Annotated in this window: 20 protein-coding genes; 13 read left to right on the top strand and 7 right to left on the bottom strand. The window is 73.2% G+C overall.

Annotation, left to right across the window (positions count from 1 at the left end; genetic code table 11):
- Positions 1-19 precede the first annotated feature (19 nt).
- Together ACNJ93_RS24395 and ACNJ93_RS24400 are read left to right on the top strand one after the other, a co-directional pair.
- Complete coding sequence (locus ACNJ93_RS24395; RefSeq protein ID WP_418959561.1) at positions 20-985, top strand: glycosyltransferase family 2 protein; 966 nt, start codon at positions 20-22, stop codon at positions 983-985.
- 38 nt (positions 986-1023) lie between these two features.
- Positions 1024-2343 carry a polysialyltransferase family glycosyltransferase gene (locus ACNJ93_RS24400; RefSeq protein WP_418959562.1) on the top strand — a complete coding sequence of 440 codons (1320 nt, stop codon included), beginning with the start codon at positions 1024-1026 and terminating at the stop codon, positions 2341-2343.
- A gap of 21 nt (positions 2344-2364) precedes the next feature.
- Here ACNJ93_RS24400 and ACNJ93_RS24405 read toward each other — a convergent pair whose 3' ends face one another.
- On the bottom strand, positions 2365-3141 hold the full coding sequence (locus ACNJ93_RS24405) for a VOC family protein (protein ID WP_418959563.1): 777 nt from the start codon (positions 3139-3141) through the stop codon (positions 2365-2367).
- A 206-nt stretch (positions 3142-3347) separates the two neighbouring features.
- Between ACNJ93_RS24405 and ACNJ93_RS24410 the strand changes: the two genes are divergently transcribed.
- On the top strand, positions 3348-4175 hold the full coding sequence (locus tag ACNJ93_RS24410) for a sulfurtransferase (protein WP_418959564.1): 828 nt from the start codon (positions 3348-3350) through the stop codon (positions 4173-4175).
- 77 nt (positions 4176-4252) lie between these two features.
- Here ACNJ93_RS24410 and sepH read toward each other — a convergent pair whose 3' ends face one another.
- The 3 genes from sepH to ACNJ93_RS24425 form a co-directional block, all read right to left on the bottom strand.
- Positions 4253-5326 (bottom strand): septation protein SepH, encoded by a 1074-nt coding sequence (gene sepH / locus ACNJ93_RS24415; protein ID WP_418959565.1) that lies wholly within the window; start codon positions 5324-5326, stop codon positions 4253-4255.
- A 392-nt stretch (positions 5327-5718) separates the two neighbouring features.
- Entirely contained in the window at positions 5719-7053 is a 1335-nt protein-coding gene (locus ACNJ93_RS24420; protein WP_418959566.1) for a D-arabinono-1,4-lactone oxidase, read from the bottom strand.
- Positions 6998-8254 carry an MFS transporter gene (locus ACNJ93_RS24425; protein ID WP_418959567.1) on the bottom strand — a complete coding sequence of 419 codons (1257 nt, stop codon included), beginning with the start codon at positions 8252-8254 and terminating at the stop codon, positions 6998-7000. The genes ACNJ93_RS24420 and ACNJ93_RS24425 overlap by 56 nt, the downstream gene beginning before the upstream one ends.
- Before the next feature lie 151 nt (positions 8255-8405).
- Between ACNJ93_RS24425 and ACNJ93_RS24430 the strand changes: the two genes are divergently transcribed.
- Together ACNJ93_RS24430 and ACNJ93_RS24435 are read left to right on the top strand one after the other, a co-directional pair.
- Entirely contained in the window at positions 8406-9533 is a 1128-nt protein-coding gene (locus ACNJ93_RS24430) for a ferrochelatase (protein ID WP_418959568.1), read from the top strand.
- A gap of 10 nt (positions 9534-9543) precedes the next feature.
- Positions 9544-10389, top strand: coding sequence for an inositol monophosphatase family protein (locus ACNJ93_RS24435; protein ID WP_418959569.1), 846 nt, complete (start codon positions 9544-9546; stop codon positions 10387-10389).
- Positions 10390-10513: 124 nt separating this feature from the next.
- On the opposite strand, the gene ACNJ93_RS24440 is transcribed toward ACNJ93_RS24435, so the two are convergent.
- Positions 10514-10687: a hypothetical protein gene (locus ACNJ93_RS24440; RefSeq protein WP_418959570.1), complete on the bottom strand. Its 174-nt coding sequence runs from the start codon at positions 10685-10687 to the stop codon at positions 10514-10516.
- Between the two features lie 360 nt (positions 10688-11047).
- Between ACNJ93_RS24440 and ACNJ93_RS24445 the strand changes: the two genes are divergently transcribed.
- The 4 genes from ACNJ93_RS24445 to ACNJ93_RS24460 all read left to right on the top strand — a co-directional run bounded on the left by ACNJ93_RS24445 (position 11048) and on the right by ACNJ93_RS24460 (position 14586).
- Positions 11048-11701 carry a response regulator transcription factor gene (locus tag ACNJ93_RS24445; RefSeq protein ID WP_331920146.1) on the top strand — a complete coding sequence of 218 codons (654 nt, stop codon included), beginning with the start codon at positions 11048-11050 and terminating at the stop codon, positions 11699-11701.
- Positions 11702-11705: 4 nt separating this feature from the next.
- Positions 11706-12947 carry a sensor histidine kinase gene (locus ACNJ93_RS24450; RefSeq protein WP_418959571.1) on the top strand — a complete coding sequence of 414 codons (1242 nt, stop codon included), beginning with the start codon at positions 11706-11708 and terminating at the stop codon, positions 12945-12947.
- A 393-nt stretch (positions 12948-13340) separates the two neighbouring features.
- Positions 13341-13637: a DUF4193 domain-containing protein gene (locus ACNJ93_RS24455; RefSeq protein ID WP_003955561.1), complete on the top strand. Its 297-nt coding sequence runs from the start codon at positions 13341-13343 to the stop codon at positions 13635-13637.
- 13 nt (positions 13638-13650) lie between these two features.
- Positions 13651-14586 (top strand): hypothetical protein, encoded by a 936-nt coding sequence (locus ACNJ93_RS24460; RefSeq protein ID WP_418959572.1) that lies wholly within the window; start codon positions 13651-13653, stop codon positions 14584-14586.
- Between the two features lie 27 nt (positions 14587-14613).
- Here ACNJ93_RS24460 and ACNJ93_RS24465 read toward each other — a convergent pair whose 3' ends face one another.
- Entirely contained in the window at positions 14614-15087 is a 474-nt protein-coding gene (locus ACNJ93_RS24465; RefSeq protein ID WP_418959573.1) for a DUF3093 domain-containing protein, read from the bottom strand.
- Positions 15088-15145: 58 nt separating this feature from the next.
- Between ACNJ93_RS24465 and ACNJ93_RS24470 the strand changes: the two genes are divergently transcribed.
- From ACNJ93_RS24470 to ACNJ93_RS24485, 4 genes are all read left to right on the top strand, one after another.
- Positions 15146-15730 (top strand): PaaI family thioesterase, encoded by a 585-nt coding sequence (locus ACNJ93_RS24470; protein WP_418959574.1) that lies wholly within the window; start codon positions 15146-15148, stop codon positions 15728-15730.
- Complete coding sequence (gene dut / locus ACNJ93_RS24475; protein WP_418959575.1) at positions 15730-16242, top strand: dUTP diphosphatase; 513 nt, start codon at positions 15730-15732, stop codon at positions 16240-16242. Before ACNJ93_RS24470 ends, dut begins: the two co-directional genes overlap by 1 nt.
- Before the next feature lies 1 nt (position 16243).
- Positions 16244-17011, top strand: coding sequence for a DUF3710 domain-containing protein (locus ACNJ93_RS24480; RefSeq protein ID WP_418959576.1), 768 nt, complete (start codon positions 16244-16246; stop codon positions 17009-17011).
- Between the two features lie 153 nt (positions 17012-17164).
- Positions 17165-17896 carry an ABC transporter ATP-binding protein gene (locus ACNJ93_RS24485; RefSeq protein ID WP_418959577.1) on the top strand — a complete coding sequence of 244 codons (732 nt, stop codon included), beginning with the start codon at positions 17165-17167 and terminating at the stop codon, positions 17894-17896.
- A 70-nt stretch (positions 17897-17966) separates the two neighbouring features.
- Here ACNJ93_RS24485 and ACNJ93_RS24490 read toward each other — a convergent pair whose 3' ends face one another.
- Positions 17967-18365 (bottom strand): YciI family protein, encoded by a 399-nt coding sequence (locus ACNJ93_RS24490; RefSeq protein WP_418959578.1) that lies wholly within the window; start codon positions 18363-18365, stop codon positions 17967-17969.
- Between the last annotated feature and the right edge of the window lie 4 nt (positions 18366-18369).

The raw sequence follows: 18369 nt of genomic DNA on the forward strand, positions 1-18369 counted from the left end.
TCGAGTGTGGGGAATCCGCGTGCCCAAGCTGTCCGTCGTCGTCCCGTTCCACAACGTCGGGGCGTACGCCCCCGACACCATGCGCAGCCTCGCGAACAACGCCGACCCCGACGTCGAGTTCCTGCTGATCGACGACTGCTCCACGGACGACACCCCGTACGTGCTCGACCACTGGGCCGGCCGCGTGCCGAACGCCACGGTCATCCGGCACGCCACCAACCAGGGCGTCGCCCAGGCCCGCAACACCGGCATCGACGCGGCCACCGGCGACTGGATCACCTTCCTCGACGGCGACGACTGGTACGCCCCCGGCCATCTGCGCGCCCTGGTCGACCGCGCCGAGGCCCTCGGCTGCGACTTCGCCCGCACCGACCACGTCCAGTCCCACGGCCGCAGCCGGCAGATCCGCTACGCCCCCGCCCGGATCCGCGACCGCGTGATGGACCCGCGCGACGGGATCGCCCCGGCGAGCATGGTCACGATGGTGGACTATCCCTTCGTCCCCTTCGGGATCTACAGCGGCCGGCTCTTCCGCGACGGGCAGTCCCGCTTCGAGACGAAGCTGCGCACCGCCGAGGACCGGCTGTGGATCTGGCGGCTGCACCTCAAAGCCACCACGTACGCGGCGCTCTCCCTGCACGGCGTGTTCTACCGGCGCGGCGTCACCACCTCCCTCACCCAGATCACCGACAACCGGCAGCTGGACTTCATCCCCTCCTACGACCTGCTCCTGGAGGAGGTCGCCCGGGACCCGGAGGCCGACCGCTTCCTGCCCAAGGCGGTCCGCACGTACTGCGCCATGATCGCTTTTCACATGGCCAAGGCCGACCAGTACGAGCCCGCCGTCGCCAAGCGGCTCCGCCGCGACGTGTCCGACGCGCTCGCGCGCATGCCGCAGACCGTGCTCGACCGGACCCTCGCCACGATGGACACCCCCCGCAGCACCCTGCTCCAGCGGCTGCGCGGCGCCCGCAGGGCCGCCTGACCCACGAACCGAACCCCCAAGGGAAGCCCGAACTCCCCATGCGCACACAGATCTTCCAGGTGTCCACGCTCTACGGCGCGGCCACCCTCGCCGCCGCCGTCGACGCGGGCCTGTTCGGCCCCCGTGACGGCGCACGCCGGCTGCTGCTGCTCTCCCACAACGCCGAGATCCCCGAGACCGCGCTCCGGCTGGAGGAGATGACCGGCTACGCCCGGCTCGCCGCCCGCTTCGACGGCGTGATCGACTGGAACGAGACGATCCGGCCGCACCACCCCGGCACCTGGGCGCCGCGCCCCGAGGAGGCCCCGCTGTGGCAGCGCGTCCTGCGCACCGCCTGGGACCTCGACGACGCGCCCGTCGAGCTGATCGTCGAGTCCATCCAGGTCAACCCGGCCCGCGCGCTCGCCGCCTCGTTCGCCGAGAGCGCCGTCCAGGTCTACGCCGACGGCCTGATGAGCTACGGCCCCACCCGCGACGAACTGCCCCAGTCGATCGCCTGCCGCGTCCAGCGGCTGCTCCACCTCGACCTGGTCCCCGGACTGCGCCCGATGCTGCTCACCGAGTACGGCGTCGAGGCCGAACTCGTCCCGGACGACGCCTTCCGCGCCGTGCTCGCCGAGATCGCCGCCGCGGCTGAGGGCGACCCGCAGGTCGACCGGGCCGTGGCCGCCGCCCCGACCGCCCTGCTGCTCGGCCAGTACCTCGCCGCGCTCGGCATCCTCACCGCCGACGAGGAGGAGGAGCTGCACGTCCGGATGCTGCGCTCCGCCGCCGCGGCCGGCCACACCTCGGTGGTCTTCAAACCGCATCCCACCGCCCCGGCCCGCTACTCCCGCGCCCTCGAAGAGGCCGCCGAGGCCGCCGGCACCCGGCTGGCCGTCCTGGACGGACCGCTGCTCGCGGAGACCTTCTACGAGCGCTGCCGCCCCCGGCTCGTCGTCGGCTGCTTCTCCACCGCGATGCTCACCGCCTCCGTGTACTACGACGTGCCGATCGCGCGGGTCGGCACCCGCACCGTCCTGGAGCGGCTCACCCCGTACGAGAACAGCAACCGGGTGCCGCTGACGATCGTCGACCACCTCGTCCCGGACCTGGAGGCCGGCGCGACGCCCGCCGTGCCCGGCGCCGCGCCCGCGTCGCTGACCGGACTGGTCCGCGCGGTCGGCTACTGCATGCGGCCCACCGGCCACCCCGGGCTGCGCGAGGAGGTCGCCGGCCGGCTGCCCGCCCTGACCGGCGATCCGCGCACCGCGCACTGCTTCCCGGCCGAGCGGCTCACCGAACTCGGGCTGCCCGGCGGCTCGTCGCCCCGGCAGCGCGGCCGGCTGCTGGGCCGCGCGGCCCGCACGGCCGGCTGAGGGCCGGGCACCCGGCGGGGCTCAGTCGCCGCGCCGGGTGTGGACGAGGGTGAACACCGCGCCCTCCGGGTCGGCCACCAGCGCGAGCCGCCCCGCGACGCCGTCCCGGGGCGGCCGCAGCACCTGCCCGCCCAGCTCGGCGACCAGACCGGCCGCCGCGTCGGTGTCGGCCACCTCGAAGGACGCCATCCAGTGCGCGCCCCGGACGCGCGGCAGCGCGGCGCCCGCGCCGCGCACGGAGGCCACCGGGCGGCCCCGCAGGCGCAGCGTCAGATGATCGACGCCGGCGGCGCCGGCCGGCTCCAGCTGGTAGCCGAAGACCGTCTGGTAGAACTTGCCGACCGCCGCCGTCTCGTACGTCACCAGCTCGTTCCAGACCGGGGTCCCCGGCGGGCCCGCCATCGCCGTGCCGTGGTGCGCCGCCGCCTGCCAGATGCCGAACACCGCGCCCGTGGGGTCCGAGCAGATCGCCATCCGGCCCGCGTCCTCGGCGTCCAGCGGGCCGACCGCGACGGTGCCGCCGCAGCAGCGGATCAGCTCGGCGGTCTCGTCCGCGTCGTCGGTGGCGAGGTAGGTCGTCCAGGCGATCGGCAGATGGCGGTCCGGAGGCAGCCGGCCGATGCCCGCCACCTCCTTGCCGTCGAGCAGGGCGCGGCAGTAGGGGCCCAACTGTCTCGGCCCGGGCCGGAACTCCCAGCCGAACAGGGCGGCGTAGAACTCCTGCGTGGGTTCGAGCCCGTGCACCATCAGGCTCACCCAACAGGGCGTGCCGGGGGTGCGCCGAGTCGCCTCGGTCATCGTCACTCTCTCCTCGGACCATCGCCGGTGGCCGTGGTGTCGCGTGTGCAGTGCCGATGCTCGCACCACCCGGCGCGTCGCGCGCCCCGACCGCGCCGATTCCGGCACGATCCCGCGAGAGGATGTCCGGTTCGTCGCCCTTTCTGCTGTTTCGTTCCCGCTACGGCCGCGGCGGGGCCGGCCGTGACTGCGCGAGGATGGCTCCCATGACACCCATCATCTCCGCATCCGAACTGGCGGGCGAACTCGCCGGTCCGCGGCCCCCGGTGCTGCTCGACGTCCGCTATCAGATGGGCGGCCCGCCGGGGCGTCCGCTCTACGAAGCCGGGCACCTGCCCGGGGCGGTGTACATCGACCTCGACGCGGAGCTGGCCGACCCGCCGGGCGGCGGCCGCGGCCGCCACCCGCTGCCGGACGTGGAGTCCTTCGGCGCGGTGATGCGGCGGGCCGGCGTCCGGTCCGGCGCGCCGGTGGTCGTGTACGACGGCGGGCAGGGCTGGGCGGCGGCCCGCGCCTGGTGGCTGCTGCGGTGGACGGGCCACCCGGACGTGCGGATCCTCGACGGCGGCCTGCCGGCCTGGACCGGACCGCTGTCGACGGAGGTCCCGTCGCCCGCGGAGGGCGACTTCGTGCCGGCGCCGGGCGCGATGCCGCTGCTTGACGCGGACGGTGCCGCGGCCCTGGCCCGTACCGGCCTGCTCCTGGACGCGCGGGCGGGGGAGCGGTACCGCGCCGAGACCGAGCCGATCGACCCGGTTGCCGGGCACATCCCGGGGGCGGTGTCCGCGCCGACCACCGAGAACGTCGATGCGACGGGCCGCTATCTGCCGGCCGAGACACTGGCCGCCCGTTTCAAGGCGCTCGGCGCGGCGGAGGCGCCGGAGGTGGGCGTCTACTGCGGCTCCGGCGTCTCGGCCGCGCAGCAGCTCGTGGCCCTGGAGCTCGCGGGCATCCCGGCGGCCCTGTACGCGGGCTCGTGGTCGGAGTGGATCAGCGACCCGTCCCGCCCGGTGGCGACGGGCCCGAACCCGTAGCGCACGCCCGTACGCAAGGAACGGCCGAGGGGCCGGTACCGCATCCGGTACCGGCCCCTCGGCTCGTCGTGCGTGCCTCAGTCCTGCTTCTTGCGGCGCGTGCCGAAGACGATCTCGTCCCAGCTCGGCACCGCGGCCCGGCGGCCCGGACGGACGCCGTCCGCCTCGGCCTGCCGATCGGTGGTGCCGATCAGCCGGTCGCGGTGGCCCGAGACCGCGCGCGGCATGAGCACGTCCGCGTACGCGGAGCCCGCGCCGGCCGAGGCCGCCGGGGCCGGCGGCTCCTCCGCCTCCGGCTCCTGGTCCGGCTCGGAGGACGGGTCGTCGTCGGACCGGTCCGGGACGACCATGTCGCCGCGGAAGCTCGGCACCGCCTCCAGGAGGCTGGTGAGCGAGTCCCGCTCGCCGGACTCGTCCTCGGCGGACGCGGCCGGCGGCTGGTGCCGGTCGATCTGGCGGTCCAGCGCGCGGTCCAGCGGCCGGTCCCGAGGGAGCCGGGCGATCCGGGGCACGAACGGGAAGCTCGGCTCCGGGGCGGCGATCGTGTCGTCGGTCTCGCCGATCAGCGAGCGCGCCTCGTCGTCCACGGCCTGCACGAGACGGCGCGGCGGGTCGTACGTCCAGCTGGCGCTGTGCACCTCGCCGGCCACCCGGTAGACGAGCAGCACCTCCCAGGTGCCGTCGTCGCGGCGCCAGGAGTCCCACTGCACGGTGTCCTTCTCGGCGCCGCGCAGCAGCAGCCGCTCCTGGACCGCCTCGCCGAGCTGGGGACCGGTGTTCTCGCCGGGGCGGCGGACCGGGGTCTTGCGGGCCCGCTCGGCCATGAACGCCCGCTCCGCGAGCACGGGGCCCTCGAAGCGGCGGACGCGGTCGACGGGGATGCCGGCGAGCTGGGCGACCTCCTCGGCGGTGGCACCGGCTCGTATCCGCGCCTGGATGTCGCGGGGGCGGAGGTGGCTCTCCACCTCGATCTCGATCTGGCCCAGGCGTGCCCGGTCGTTGCGCACGGCGGCACGGAGACGCTCGTCGATCGGAAGCGTGTACTCCGTGTTGTCAGCAGCCTTCAGCACCAATCGTGTGCCGTCGTTGGAGACGGCCACGACACGCAGTTCGGGCATGGGGACCTCCCGGGTGGTGCCTGCCGACGTCACGTGCGTCGCTGCTTCCGCTAGTCGAGTGTGGCCTGCCCGGGTGCAGCCTGCCACAACCTTGCCGAGTTGCCCGGCGTGTCGGGCGTGGACCCTGAAACGCCGTTATGGCACGGTTACCTATTTGCAACGCAGAGTGACCGGCCGGTCACGCTGTGCAGCAGGCGCCGTGCGGTGCAGCGGCGCCGCCGGTTCGAGTGCCGCTTTCGGCCCCCTCCCGGTGTTCCGCGCGCCCGTGAGGAAGCACGGCCCCGGGTTCGCCACAGTACTCCATTCGGGCCACCTGGGTGGACCGCCGCGCCGCCGAGTTTCTCCGTGGGCGCGGGAGTTGAGCCGCCGTGATCTCCCGTCTGCGGGGCGGCTGTTCACGGAATGGGAGGAAAAGAGCGATTTGCTCAGTCGCCCAGCACCCGGCGCAAGTAGTCGTTGCCGAAGCGCCGTTCCGGGTCCAGTCGGTCGCGCAGCGCGAGGAACTCGCCGAAGCGGGGATAGACCTCCGCGAGCCGGGCGGCGTCCCGGGTGTGGATCTTCCCCCAGTGCGGACGCCCGCCGTGCGCCGTCATGATGCGCTCCACGGCCGTGAAGTACCCGCGGTACGGCGTGCCCTTGTAGAGGTGCACGGCGATGTACGCGGACTCCCGGTCCGAGGCGGTGGACAGGGCGATGTCGTCCGCCGGCGCGGTGCGCACCTCCACCGGGAACCCGATCTTCAGCGGCGAGCGCTCGATCATCGCCTTCAGCTCCCGAAGCGCGGCCACCGCCGCCTCGCGCGGCAGCGCGTACTCCATCTCCACGAACCGGACCCGGCGCGGCGAGGTGAACACCTTGTACGGGATGTCGGTGTACGTACGGGCCGACAGGGCGCGGCTGGAGAGCCTGGCGAGCCCCGGCACGACCGGCGGCACCGCGCGCCCCAGCGAACAGGCCAGCTGGAACACGCCGTTGGAGAGCAGTTCGTCGTCGATCCAGCCGCGCACGGGGTTCAGCGGGGCCTCGGGGCCCGCACTGCGGTTGTTGCGCTTGGTGTTGCAGTTGTCGGTGTGCGGGAACCAGTAGAACTCGAAGTGCTCGTTCTCCGCGTGCAGCGCGTCGAACTCGGCGGTGACCCGGTCGAAGCTCATCGGCTCCTCGCGGGCGGTCAGCAGGAACACCGGCTCCACGGCGAAGGTGAGGGCGGTGATCACGCCGAGCGCGCCGAGCCCGATCCGGGCCGCCGCGAAGACCTCCGGGTTCTCGTCCTTCGAGCAGTTCAGCAGCCGCCCGTCGGCCGTCACCAGCTCCAGCCCGCGGATCTGGGCGGCGATCGAGGCGGAGTCCCGGCCCGTGCCGTGGGTGCCCGTGGAGGTGGCCCCGGCGACCGTCTGCTCCATGATGTCGCCCATGTTCGTGAGCGACAGGCCCTCGCGCGCCAGCGCCACGTTCAGCCGCTTGAGCGGGGTGCCCGCCTCCACGGTGACGGTCATCGCCTCGCGGTCGATCCGGCGGATCCCCGTGAGCAGGTCGGGCCGGATCAGCACCCCGTCGGTGGCGGCGATCGAGGTGAACGAGTGGCCCGTGCCGACCGTCTTGACCCGCAGTCCGTCCTCGGCCGCCCGGCGCACCTCCTCGGCCAGCTCCTCGGCGGTCGCCGGGGCGGCCTCGCGGACCGGCCGGGACTCGACCGTGCCCGCCCAGTTACGCCACGGGCTGCTGCCCGTCCTCGTGCTCGCGCTCCTCGTGCTCCCGCTCACGCTGCCCCTCCCGCGTCGGCGCCGACCTGCGCAGCCGGCGATAGCCCAGGAGTCCGACCACGACCGCGGCGGCGCCCGAGACCACGGGCACCACGTACCCCGCGGCGGCGCCCGAGGCGTCGACCACCCAGCCGGCGGCGGACGAGCCGAGGGCCACACCGATCGCGAGCCCGGTCCCTGTCCAGGTCATGCCCTCGGTGAGCTTGGCGCGCGGTACATGCACTTCGACGAGGGCCATGGTGGTCACCATCGTCGGCGCGATGGACATACCCGCGACAAAGAGCGCCACGGCCAGCAACGGCAGGTTCCCGGCCAGTAGGAGGGGGATCATACTCACGGCCATCGCCGCCACGCCCACCAGCCACCGGCGGGAGGCGTCGCCCTTGGGGCGGAGCATCCCGAAGACGGCCCCGGCCAGACAGGAGCCCAGCGCGTACACCGCGAGGACCAGGCTGGCCGCTGCCTTCGCGCCCCGCTCCTCGGCGAAGGCCACCGTCACCACGTCCACCGCGCCGAACACCGCGCCCATCGCGATGAACGTGAGGGCGAGCACCTGCAGTCCGGGGGAGCGCAGGGCCGAGCCGCCGGAGTGCTCCTCGCGCGGCCGGAGCTTCGGCTCGGTGGCGGTCTGGCCGGTCAGCCAGAAGACGCCGACGGCCAGGAAGATCCCCGCGATCAGCGGACCGGCCTCGGGGAACCAGATCGTCGACAGGCCGATGGAGATGATCGGCCCGAAGATGAAGCACACCTCGTCGACGATCGACTCCCAGGCGTACGCGGTGTGCAGCATCCCCGACCGGCCCTCGTAGAGCGCCGCCCAGCGGGCGCGGGTCATCGCGCCGAGGCTCGGGACGCAGCCGACGAGGGCGGTGAAGACGAAGAGCGTCCAGTCCGGCAGGCGGAAGGTGACGCAGAGCAGGAGCCCGGCCGCGGCCGCGAGGCTCACCAGCGTCACCGGGCGCAGCACCCGGCGCTGCCCGTACCGGTCCACGTACCGCGAGACCAGCGGGCCGAGCACCGCCGCGGAGATCGCCAGGGCCGCCGACAGGGCGCCGGCGAGCCCGTACCGCCCGGTGACCTGGGAGATCATGGTCACGATGCCGATGCCCATCATGGACAGCGGCATGCGGCCGAGGAGGCCGGCGACCGAGAAGGCCCGGGTGCCCGGGGTCTCGAAGATCGCGCGATAGGGACTGGCCAAGTCAGGCTCCGGACGTCTGATCAACACGTGTAATTAACTCCTAAAGCCTAAGCCTTCGAAGCGAATGGGTCACGAACTTTTCCGGTCGCCCCGGCCACACGCCCACGGCCCCCGCCGTCCGCCGCCGGCACCGGGTGGGAGGATCGGGGACATGTCCGATCAGCGCGATCCCGCCCCGTACGACGCCCTGCTGCTGCTCTCCTTCGGCGGCCCGGAAGGACCGGACGACGTGGTCCCGTTCCTGGAGAACGTGACCCGCGGCCGAGGCATCCCGACGGAGCGGCTCAAGGAAGTGGGGCAGCACTACTTCCTCTTCGGCGGCGTCAGCCCCATCAACGACCAGAACCGCGCCCTGCTCGACGCGCTGCGGAAGGACTTCGCGCGGGCCGGCCTCGACCTGCCGGTCCACTGGGGCAACCGGAACTGGGCGCCGTACCTCACGGACACCCTCCGGGAGATGGTCACCGACGGCCGCCGCCACATCGCCGTCCTCACCACCAGCGCCTACGCCTCGTACTCCGGCTGCCGCCAGTACCGCGAGAACCTCGCCGACGCCCTCGCCACGCTGGAGGCGGAGGGGCTGCCGCTGCCCCGGGTCGACAAGCTGCGGCACTACTTCAACCACCCGGGCTTCGTCGAGCCGATGATCGACGGCGTCCTCGCCTCGCTCGCCGAACTCGACGAGTCCGTCCGGGCCGGCGCCCACCTCGCCTTCACCACCCACTCCATCCCCGACTCCGCCGCCGACTCCTCCGGCCCCGTCGAGGACCACGGCGAGGGCGGCGCGTACGTCAAGGAGCACCTGGACGTGGCCCGGGTGATCGTCGAGGCCGTCCGCGAGGCCACCGGCATCGCGTACCCCTGGCGGCTCGTCTACCAGTCCCGCAGCGGCGCCCCGCACATCCCCTGGCTGGAGCCGGACATCTGCGACCACCTGGAGGAGCTGCACGCCGCCGGCGTCCCGGCCGCCGTCATGGTGCCGATCGGTTTCGTCTCGGACCACATGGAGGTCCTCTACGACCTCGACACCGAGGCCATGGCCAAAGCCAAGGAACTCGGCCTGCCGGTCCGCCGCTCGGCGACCGTCGGAGACGACCCGCGGTTCGCCGCCGCCGTGCGCGAGCTCGTCCTGGAGCGCGCGGCCAGGGAGCGCGGCACGGTGGTCGAGCGCTGCGCCCTGGGCGCCCTCGGCCCCTCGCACGACCTCTGCCCCATCGGCTGCTGCCCGGCCCGCGCCGACCGGCCGGCCGCGGCCGGCGCCGACAGCCCGTACGCGTAGGGAGACGCCCATGACCGATACCACCGGCACCCCCGGTCCGACCGACCCGCTGCTCGCCGAGCTGCTGGAACTGGCCCTGGAGGCCGGCCGGCGGGCGGGTGCGCTCCTGCGCGACGGACGCCCGCGGGACCTGGCCGTGGCCAGGACCAAGTCCAGCCCGATCGACGTGGTCACCGAGATGGACCTGGCCGCCGAGAAGCTGATCACCGGCTTCCTCGCCGACCACCGCCCCGACGACGGCTTCCTCGGCGAGGAGGGCGCGTCCAGCCCCGGCACCAGCGGGGTGCGCTGGGTCGTCGACCCGCTCGACGGCACGGTGAACTACCTGTACGGCCTGCCCACCTGGGCCGTCTCCATCGCCGCCGAGCTCGACGGGGAGACCGTCGTCGGCGTCGTGGAGGCCCCGATGCGCGGCGAGACGTACCGGGCCGTGCGCGGCGGCGGGGCGTCCGTACGGGCCGGCGAGGGGGGCGAATGGCGGCCGCTGGCGGTGCGCCCGGCCCCGCCGCTCGACCAGGCGCTGGTCTCGACCGGCTTCAACTACGTGCAGACCGTCCGCTCCCACCAGGCCGAGGTGGCCGCGCGGCTCATCCCGCGGCTGCGCGACATCCGCCGCAGCGGCTCCGCCGCCATCGACCTCAGCGACGTGGCCGCCGGCCGCCTGGACGGCTACTACGAGCGCGGGCTCAGCCCCTGGGACCTCGCTGCGGGCGACCTCATCGCCCGCGAGGCGGGCGCGCTGACCGGCGGCCGGCCCGGACAGCCACCGTCCGGGGAACTGGCCGTGGCGGCCTCCCCGGGCGTCTTCACGCCGCTGCGGACGCTGCTGGAGGAGTACGGCGCCTGGCACGACTGAGGGCGCGCGGACGCGTCCCACGTCCGCGCGGACGCGCCCGACGGACGTCCCACGCGTCCGCAGGACGCCGAAGGGCCCCGGAGCCGGTGCGGCTCCGGGGCCCTTCGGACGACGGCGGTCGGGATCAGGCGCTGGCGGCGCCGATCTCCACACCGTGCTCCGCGGCCAGGCGGCGCAGATCGTCGAGCTCGGCCTCCTCCACTTCCACGAGGAAGTCGTCGCCCTGCTCGCGAGCCCGAGTGAGGTCGGACTGCGTGGTCCTGATGCGCTGCAGCAGCCCTGCGGTGAAAGCGTCCATCGTGCTCCCCCTCGTCGTGGGTCGGTGGCACGGGGGTGTGCCGAGGGTCGGAACGAATCACGCACTGCGAACTCTGGGGGACAGAGCGCCAGTGGCGCGCCACATACAGGGCGTGATCGCGGGGTGTGCAGTCGTCCTCCCCAGGGCTTTCCTCAAGGAAACCTCAACTAGCTCGCGAATCAGGTGAATTCTTGGTGCCCGCGGCCGCGCCCGCCCCCCGCGACGCTCCGTCGTCCACCCCTCGTGCCTCCCGCCTTACAGCCGGTTTACGCACGTTACGGGCAGGATGGATACGCACAGTCAGTGCTCAGGACCGCCCGTCCCCGCCCGGGGCCCGGGCACGGAGGAAGGAACAGCGACGTGCGCGTACTCGTCGTCGAGGACGAGCAGCTGCTCGCCGATGCGGTGGCCACCGGGCTGCGCCGGGAGGCCATGGCCGTGGACGTCGTGTACGACGGCGCCGCCGCGCTGGAACGCATCGGGGTCAACGACTACGACGTGGTCGTCCTCGACCGCGACCTGCCGCTGGTCCACGGCGACGACGTCTGCCGCAAGATCGTCGAGCTCGGCATGGCCACGCGCGTCCTGATGCTGACCGCCTCCGGCGACGTCAGCGACCGCGTGGAGGGCCTGGAGCTCGGGGCCGACGACTACCTGCCCAAGCCCTTCGCCTTCAGCGAGCTCACCGCCCGCGTCCGGGCGCTCGGCCGGCGCACCACCGTGCCGCTGCCGCCCGTCCTGGAGCGCGCCGGCATCAAGCTCGACCCGAACCGCCGGGAGGTGTTCCGGGACGGCAAGGAGGTCCAGCTCGCCCCCAAGGAGTTCGCGGTGCTGGAGGTCCTCATGCGCAGCGAGGGCGCCGTGGTCTCCGCCGAGCAGCTCCTGGAGAAGGCCTGGGACGAGAACACGGACCCGTTCACCAACGTCGTCCGCGTCACCGTCATGACCCTGCGCCGCAAGCTGGGCGAGCCCCCCGTCATCGTCACCGTGCCGGGTTCCGGCTACCGGATCTGACTCGATGGCCACCACGCCCGCGCCGCATCCGCAGGCGCCCCCGAAACCCACCTGGGACCCCCGGGGCCCGGTGCGCCCGCTGCTGCGGCCGACCATCCGGATAAGGCTCACGCTGCTCTACGGCGGCATGTTCCTGATCGCCGGCATCCTGCTGCTGTCGATCATGTACCTGTTCATCGCCCAGGCGGTGAGCGACGTCGCCGCCGCGCAGCTGCCCTTCAGAGTCGTCAGCGGCGAGGTGCAGGCCACCACGGCCTGGTGCCGGCTGCCGGCCACCCCGACCACCGAGGAGCTCAACGACGCGCTCGCGATCTGTCTGAAGCACCAGACCGACCTGGCCCTGGACGACGTGCTGCGCCGCTCGCTCTTCGCCCTGCTGGGCCTGAGCATCATCGCCTTCGCCTTCGGCTACGCCATGGCCGGCCGGGTCCTGGCCCCGCTCGGCAGGATCACCCGGACCGCGCGCCAGGTGGCCGGCTCGGACCTGGCCCGGCGCATCGAGCTGGACGGACCGGACGACGAGCTCAAGGAGCTGGCGGACACCTTCGACGAGATGCTGGAGCGCCTGGAGCGGGCCTTCACCGCCCAGCAGCGCTTCGTCGCCAACGCCTCGCACGAGCTGCGCACGCCGCTGGCGATCAACCGGACGCTCCTGGAGGTGCACCTCTCCGACCCGGGCGCGCCCGTCGAGCTCCAGCAGCTCGGCAAGACGCTGCTGGCCACCAACGAGCGCAGCGAGCAGCTGGTCGAGGGCCTGCTGCTGCTGGCCCGCAGCGACAACCAGATCGTGGAGCGCAAGCCGGTCGACCTCGCGGAGGTGGCCTCCCGGGCCCTCGACCAGGTGCGGACGGAGGCCGACGCCAAGGGTGTGGAGCTGCGCGGCGAGCTGGCCCCCGCGATCGTCCAGGGCAACGGGGTCCTGCTGGAACGGATCGCCCTGAACCTCATCCAGAACGCGGTGCGGTACAACATCCCTGAGGGAGGCTGGGCCGACGTCACCACCGAGACCCAGCACGGACAGGCGGTCCTGGTCGTCTCGAACGCGGGACCGGTGGTCCCGGCGTACGAGATCGACAACCTTTTCGAGCCGTTCCGCCGCCTCAGACAGGAGCGGACCGGCAGTGACAAGGGCGTCGGTCTCGGCCTGTCGATCGTCCGGTCCGTCGCGCGGGCCCACGGGGGCCGTATCATCGCGGAGCCCCGCGAGGGCGGCGGCCTCGTGATGCGTGTCACCCTGCCGATCTGACACGCCGCACGAGCCGGTCGGATGTTCGCTTTGCGCGGAATTTTCGGGACCTGTTCCCGGGAAGTCCGTGTGTGATCGATCACAGGCGAGAGGTTTCGGCCATCTACTCTCCGTGAGCGTCGGAGCTGCCGGAAAGCCGGGAAAAGTCCGGGTTTCCGGGGCCCCGTATCACGGGAAGTACACGGGGTAGCGCCCGTGAAGAGCGGCAGACGGACCGTGTACGGTCCGGTTCGCCACCCAAAGCCGATCACCCGTGAGGGCTCGCGTTGGGTGTCGATTGAGTAACAGACCTTGATGTGAGGCAAAATCTCCGCCTCGGGTCGGGCACAAGTCCGGCCTCTCACGCGTTACGTGCGCTGGAGACACCGCAACCACCCAGAGGGGGAGAGCGACATGGCAACCGACTACGACACCCCACGCAAGACCGACGACGACGTCGACTCGGACAGCCTTGAAGAACTGAAGGCCCGCCGGAACGACAAGTCGACCTCGACGGTCGACGTCGACGAGTTCGAGGCCGCCGAGGGCCTGGAGCTTCCGGGCGCCGACCTCTCGAACGAGGAGCTGGCCGTCCGCGTCCTGCCGAAGCAGGCGGACGAGTTCACCTGCATGAGCTGCTTCCTCGTGCACCACCGCAGCCAGCTGGCGCGCGAGAAGAACGGTCAGCCGATCTGCCGCGACTGCGACTGAGGTCCGGTCGGCCGTGGCAGGCGACACCCCGTCTCGGAAGCGGCGTTTCCGGCTCCCCAGGAGGCCGGACACGCAGCAGGGCGGCTCGGGCCGCGTCGAGGGCGCCGTGGAGGCACCCGAGACCGAGCACTCCGCCCTCCTGCCGTCCCCCGGCGCACGTGACGACGAGCGAGGCCGACCGGCCTCGCTCGAAGCAGCGGCACCGTCCCTTCCGGTCGAGCAGGAGCCCCGGCGGCGCCGGCTCGAGGCCCTCCGGAGCGGCGCCGGCTACGAGGCGGTGAGGCGGGGCGTGAAGAAGACCGGCGAGAGCGCCAGGGCAGGCATCGGCCATCTCGCCGACCGCATCATCGACCTCGCGCCGCGCGTTCCCGTACGGGACCTCGCGACGCTGCGCCGGCAGTTCCCCGGCCTCGGGCCCGAGGAGCTCGCCGACAAGCTGATCGCCGGCGCGGCCAACGCCAGCTCCACCGTCGGTGCGGGCATCGGCGCCGCGGCGATGCTGCCCGTACCCCCCGCCCTTCCGGCCGAGCTGGCCGCGGAGATCACCGGGGTCGCCGCGATCGAACTCAAGCTCATCGCCGAGCTGCACGAGGTCTACGGCCTGCGGCCGCCCGGCACGCTCACGCAGCGCTCCACCGCGTACCTGACCTCCTGGACGGAGGAACGGGGCATCGACCCCACCAAGCCCACCACCATCAACGCGGCACTCGGCGGCCAGCTCAGACGCGAACTGCGCCAGCAGATCATGAAGCGGATGGTGCGCAACCTGCCCAACCTGATGCCGTTCATGGTGGGCGCCGCCGTCGGCGCGGTGATGAACCGCCGCGACACCAAGAAGCTCGCCGAACACGTCCGCACGGACCTGCGTCGCCGCCAGATCCCCTGGGACGCCCTGCCCGAGCTCCCGCCGCTGGAGCAGCCGGAGAACCCCAAGGAACTGGGCTACTAGCCCGCTCCCGGCCCTCCGGCGAGGGCCTCAGCCCTCCTTGACCGCCTCGGCGCGCACCGTCTCCAGGGCGGCCGCCAGCGCCTCCGGGTCGCGCGTCGACAGGTACACGTACGGCGTCGGGTCCTGCGGATCCGTCACCTCGATCCGCACCGCCCGGTCGATGTAGCCCCGCATCAGCATGAAGGCGCGCGGATCGGACTTGTACGTGCGCCAGGCGCGCGCCTCCTCCGCGTCCAGCACCTCCGGCGCGCCCAGCGCCGACGCCGGGATCCTCGCCTCGCCCGCGACCAGCGAGCCGGCCACCACGCGGATCCGCGCGGAGCCGTACGACGAGACCCCCATCGCCGCCAGCGCACCCGCCACGATCACCCCGGCGAGCGTCGGAACGTTGCCCAGCGGGAACATCACCAGGCCCCCCGAGAGGCCGAGCAGAGCGGCGATCACCCACCAGGAGCCGGGGGCGGTCAGACGTTCGTCGTAGGACGGGGCGGAAGGCTGCATGACTCCTAGCTTGGCACGGCGCGACCTGCGGCGACCCGCGCGGGTAAGGTCTGCGGCTGTGACTGGAACTTCTGCCGCCCTCACCCCGCCGGCCGACGCCATACCGCCGGTACGCCACCCCGAGGCGCCCGCTCCCGGCGAGCTGCTCGGCTCGCACTACGCGCAGTGCTTCGGCTGCGGCGGCGGCCAGCCCCACGGGCTGCACCTGGAGGCACGGGCCGGCGAGGGCGTCACCGTCACCGCCGAGTTCACGGTGACCCCCGACCACCAGGGCGCCCCCGGCCTCGCGCACGGCGGCGTCCTCGCCACCGCGCTCGACGAGACCCTCGGCTCCCTGAACTGGCTGCTGCGGGTCATCGCCGTGACCGGCCGCCTGGAGACCGACTTCGTGCGCCCCGTGCCCGTCGGCACCGTGCTGCACCTGGAGGCCGAGGTCACCGCCGTCAGCGGCCGCAAGATCTACTCCACCGCCACCGGCCGGATCGGCGGGCCCGACGGCCCCGTCGCCGTCCGCGGCTACGCCCTCTTCGTCGAGGTCAAGGTGGAGCACTTCATCGACAACGGCCGGCCGGAGGAGATCCAGGCCGCCATGTCCGACCCCGACCAGGTCCGGCGCGCCCGCGCCTTCGAGGTGAACCCCTGATGCGCAATCCCGTCGACGTACTCATCCGCCGCGTGGACCCGGACGTCCCCCTGCCCGCCTACGGGCACCCGGGCGACGCCGGAGTCGACCTCGTCACCACCGAGGCCGCCGTGCTCGCCCCCGGCGAGCGCGCCGTGCTGCCCACCGGCATCGCCCTCGCGCTGCCGGACGGGTACGCGGCCTTCGTGCATCCCCGCTCCGGTCTGGCCGCCCGCTGCGGTCTGGCGCTCGTGAATGCCCCGGGGACGGTGGATGCCGGGTACCGTGGGGAGATCAAGGTGATCGTGGTCAATCTGGATCCGCGCGAGAGCGTGCGGTTCGAACGGTTCGACCGGATTGCCCAACTGGTCGTCCAGCAGGTCGAGAAGGTGCGCTTCCACGAGGTGGCGGAGCTTCCCGGCTCGGCGCGGGCCGAGGGGGGCTTCGGGTCCACCGGCGGTCATGCCGCCGTGGACGGCACAACGGGTGGGAATCGATACGCTTCGGTCGTATCCGACCGGGAAGGACAGTGACGTGTTCGGACGTCGCAAGAAGAGCGGTGCCGCTGCCGAGGACGCAGCGGGCGAGGCCGAGCAGGTCGTCGACGCGGTCGACACCGAGGAGGCGGCCGACGCGGCCCCGCGTCGGGTGAACCTTCCGCCGGCGCCCCGGCCCGACGGCCCGTGGGACGTCTCCGAGGTCTCCCGGCCCGAGGAGGGCCGCGTGGACCTCGGCGGCCTGTTCGTGCCCGGGGTCGAGGGCATGGAACTGCGCGTGGAGGTGGCGGGCGACGCGATCGTCGCGGCCACCGTCGTCCTGCGGGACAGCGCCGTGCAGCTGCAGGCCTTCGCCGCGCCGAAGAAGGAAGGCATCTGGGGCGAGGTCCGCGAGGAGATCGCCTCCGGCATCACCCAGCAGGGCGGTGTCGTCGACGAGGTCGAGGGCCCCCTCGGCTGGGAGCTGCGGGCCCAGGTCCCCGTCCAGCTGCCGGACGGCAACAGCGGCGTGCAGCTGGTGCGCTTCGTCGGTGTCGACGGCCCGCGCTGGTTCCTGCGCGGCGTGATCTCCGGGCAGGGCGCGGTCCAGCCCGAGGCCGCCGGCCTGCTGGAGCAGATCGTCCGCGACACGGTCGTGGTCCGCGGCGAGGGCCCGATGGCCCCGCGCGACCCGATCGTCCTCAAGCTGCCCGACGACGCCCAGATGGTCCCCGACACCGTGCAGCAGGAGGAGCAGGAGACCTCGCGGTTCTCCGGCGGCATGGGCCAGCTCCAGCGCGGACCGGAGATCACCGAGGTCCGCTGACCTCTCCGCCAGGCCCGAGCTGAGCCCGGGTCTGAGCCCCGGGCCGTGCCCGGCTCCTTCTGTGCCCGATCCCTGGCCCCGGACGGTGTGGACCACACATACTGACCGGGCCAGAGGATCAACGGGGACCAGGGGATCGAGGGGGCTGCGGAGATGGGCGGGAGCACGGGGGCGAAGGCCGGCGGCACGGCGGTGGCGGAGCGGGCCGACGGGCCCATGGTCCGCGTCGAGAACCTGCGCCGCTCCTACGGCACGGGCGCGGCCGCGGTGCACGCCCTGCGCGGGGTCTCCTTCGAGATACCCCGCGGCGAGCTGGTCGCCCTCCGGGGCCGCTCCGGCTCCGGCAAGACCACGCTGCTCAACCTGGTCGGCGGCCTCGACACCCCCGACGGCGGACGGATCACCGTCGGCGGGACCGATCTCGCGGACCTCGGCGAGGAAGGGCTCCTGGCGCTCCGCCGGGACCGCATCGGCTTCATCTTCCAGTCCTTCGGACTGATCCCCATCCTCTCCGCGGCGGAGAACGTCGGCGTGCCCCTGCGGCTGCGCAAGGCGGACCCGGAGGAGCGCGAGGAGCGGGTGGCCCTGCTGCTCGCCCTCGTCGGCCTGGCCGACCACGCCGCCCAGCGGCCCGGCGAGCTCTCCGGCGGCCAGCAGCAGCGCGTCGCCATCGCCCGTGCCCTGGCGAACCGGCCGTCCCTGCTCATCGCCGACGAGCCCACCGGCCAGCTCGACGCCGAGACCGGCCTCGCCGTCATGGAACTGCTGCGCGCCGTGGTGCGCAGCGAGGGCGTCACCGCCCTCGTCGCCACGCACGACACGCAGCTCCTGGGCCTGGCGGACCGGGTCCTGGAGCTGCGCGACGGCGAGATCGTCGAGCACTGAGGCCGAGGGGCCGGCGGCCGGGCCGGGGCCCGGGCCCGTCGGCCGGGCCGGGCCCGTCGGCCGGTGCGGCTCAGAAGTCCTTCGGGGCCTCGCCGACCTTCCGTACCTCGATCGGCATGTTGAGCGGCTTGCCGCCCGGCCCCGGCGCCGTGGAGACCTCCGCGGCGATGGCGACCGCCCGCTCGGCCGAGTCGACGTCGACGATCCACCAGCCGGCCAGGAACTCCTTGGTCTCCGCGAACGGCCCGTCGGTCACCAGCGGCGCGCCGTCCGGACCCGCCTTCACGATCAGCGCCGTCTCCGGCATCTCCAGGCCCCGCGCCTCCACGAACTCCCCGGCGGCCTGCAGCTTCTCGTTGACGCGCCGCATGAAGTCGATGTGGGCGCCGATCTCCTCGCGCTGCCAGGAGTCGATCCGCGGGACCTCCAGGGTCTGCGCGCTGAACTGCATCAGCAGCATGTACTTCATGGTC

This window comes from Streptomyces tritici, from assembly GCF_048500665.1.
GTDB classification, from domain to species: domain Bacteria; phylum Actinomycetota; class Actinomycetes; order Streptomycetales; family Streptomycetaceae; genus Streptomyces; species Streptomyces tritici.

What these genes read in the sequence shown, in the direction of transcription:
- ACNJ93_RS24400 (WP_418959562.1), top strand. Translation starts at nt 1,024, where the DNA reads ATGCGCACACAGATCTTCCAGGTGTCCACGCTCTACGGCGCGGCCACC.
- ACNJ93_RS24405 (WP_418959563.1), bottom strand. Translation starts at nt 3,141, where the DNA reads ATGACCGAGGCGACTCGGCGCACCCCCGGCACGCCCTGTTGGGTGAGC.
- ACNJ93_RS24410 (WP_418959564.1), top strand. Translation starts at nt 3,348, where the DNA reads ATGACACCCATCATCTCCGCATCCGAACTGGCGGGCGAACTCGCCGGT.
- ACNJ93_RS24430 (WP_418959568.1), top strand. Translation starts at nt 8,406, where the DNA reads ATGTCCGATCAGCGCGATCCCGCCCCGTACGACGCCCTGCTGCTGCTC.
- ACNJ93_RS24435 (WP_418959569.1), top strand. Translation starts at nt 9,544, where the DNA reads ATGACCGATACCACCGGCACCCCCGGTCCGACCGACCCGCTGCTCGCC.
- ACNJ93_RS24440 (WP_418959570.1), bottom strand. Translation starts at nt 10,687, where the DNA reads ATGGACGCTTTCACCGCAGGGCTGCTGCAGCGCATCAGGACCACGCAG.
- ACNJ93_RS24450 (WP_418959571.1), top strand. Translation starts at nt 11,706, where the DNA reads ATGGCCACCACGCCCGCGCCGCATCCGCAGGCGCCCCCGAAACCCACC.
- ACNJ93_RS24455 (WP_003955561.1), top strand. Translation starts at nt 13,341, where the DNA reads ATGGCAACCGACTACGACACCCCACGCAAGACCGACGACGACGTCGAC.
- ACNJ93_RS24465 (WP_418959573.1), bottom strand. Translation starts at nt 15,087, where the DNA reads ATGCAGCCTTCCGCCCCGTCCTACGACGAACGTCTGACCGCCCCCGGC.
- dut (WP_418959575.1), top strand. Translation starts at nt 15,730, where the DNA reads ATGCGCAATCCCGTCGACGTACTCATCCGCCGCGTGGACCCGGACGTC.
- ACNJ93_RS24485 (WP_418959577.1), top strand. Translation starts at nt 17,165, where the DNA reads ATGGGCGGGAGCACGGGGGCGAAGGCCGGCGGCACGGCGGTGGCGGAG.
- ACNJ93_RS24490 (WP_418959578.1), bottom strand. Translation starts at nt 18,365, where the DNA reads ATGAAGTACATGCTGCTGATGCAGTTCAGCGCGCAGACCCTGGAGGTC.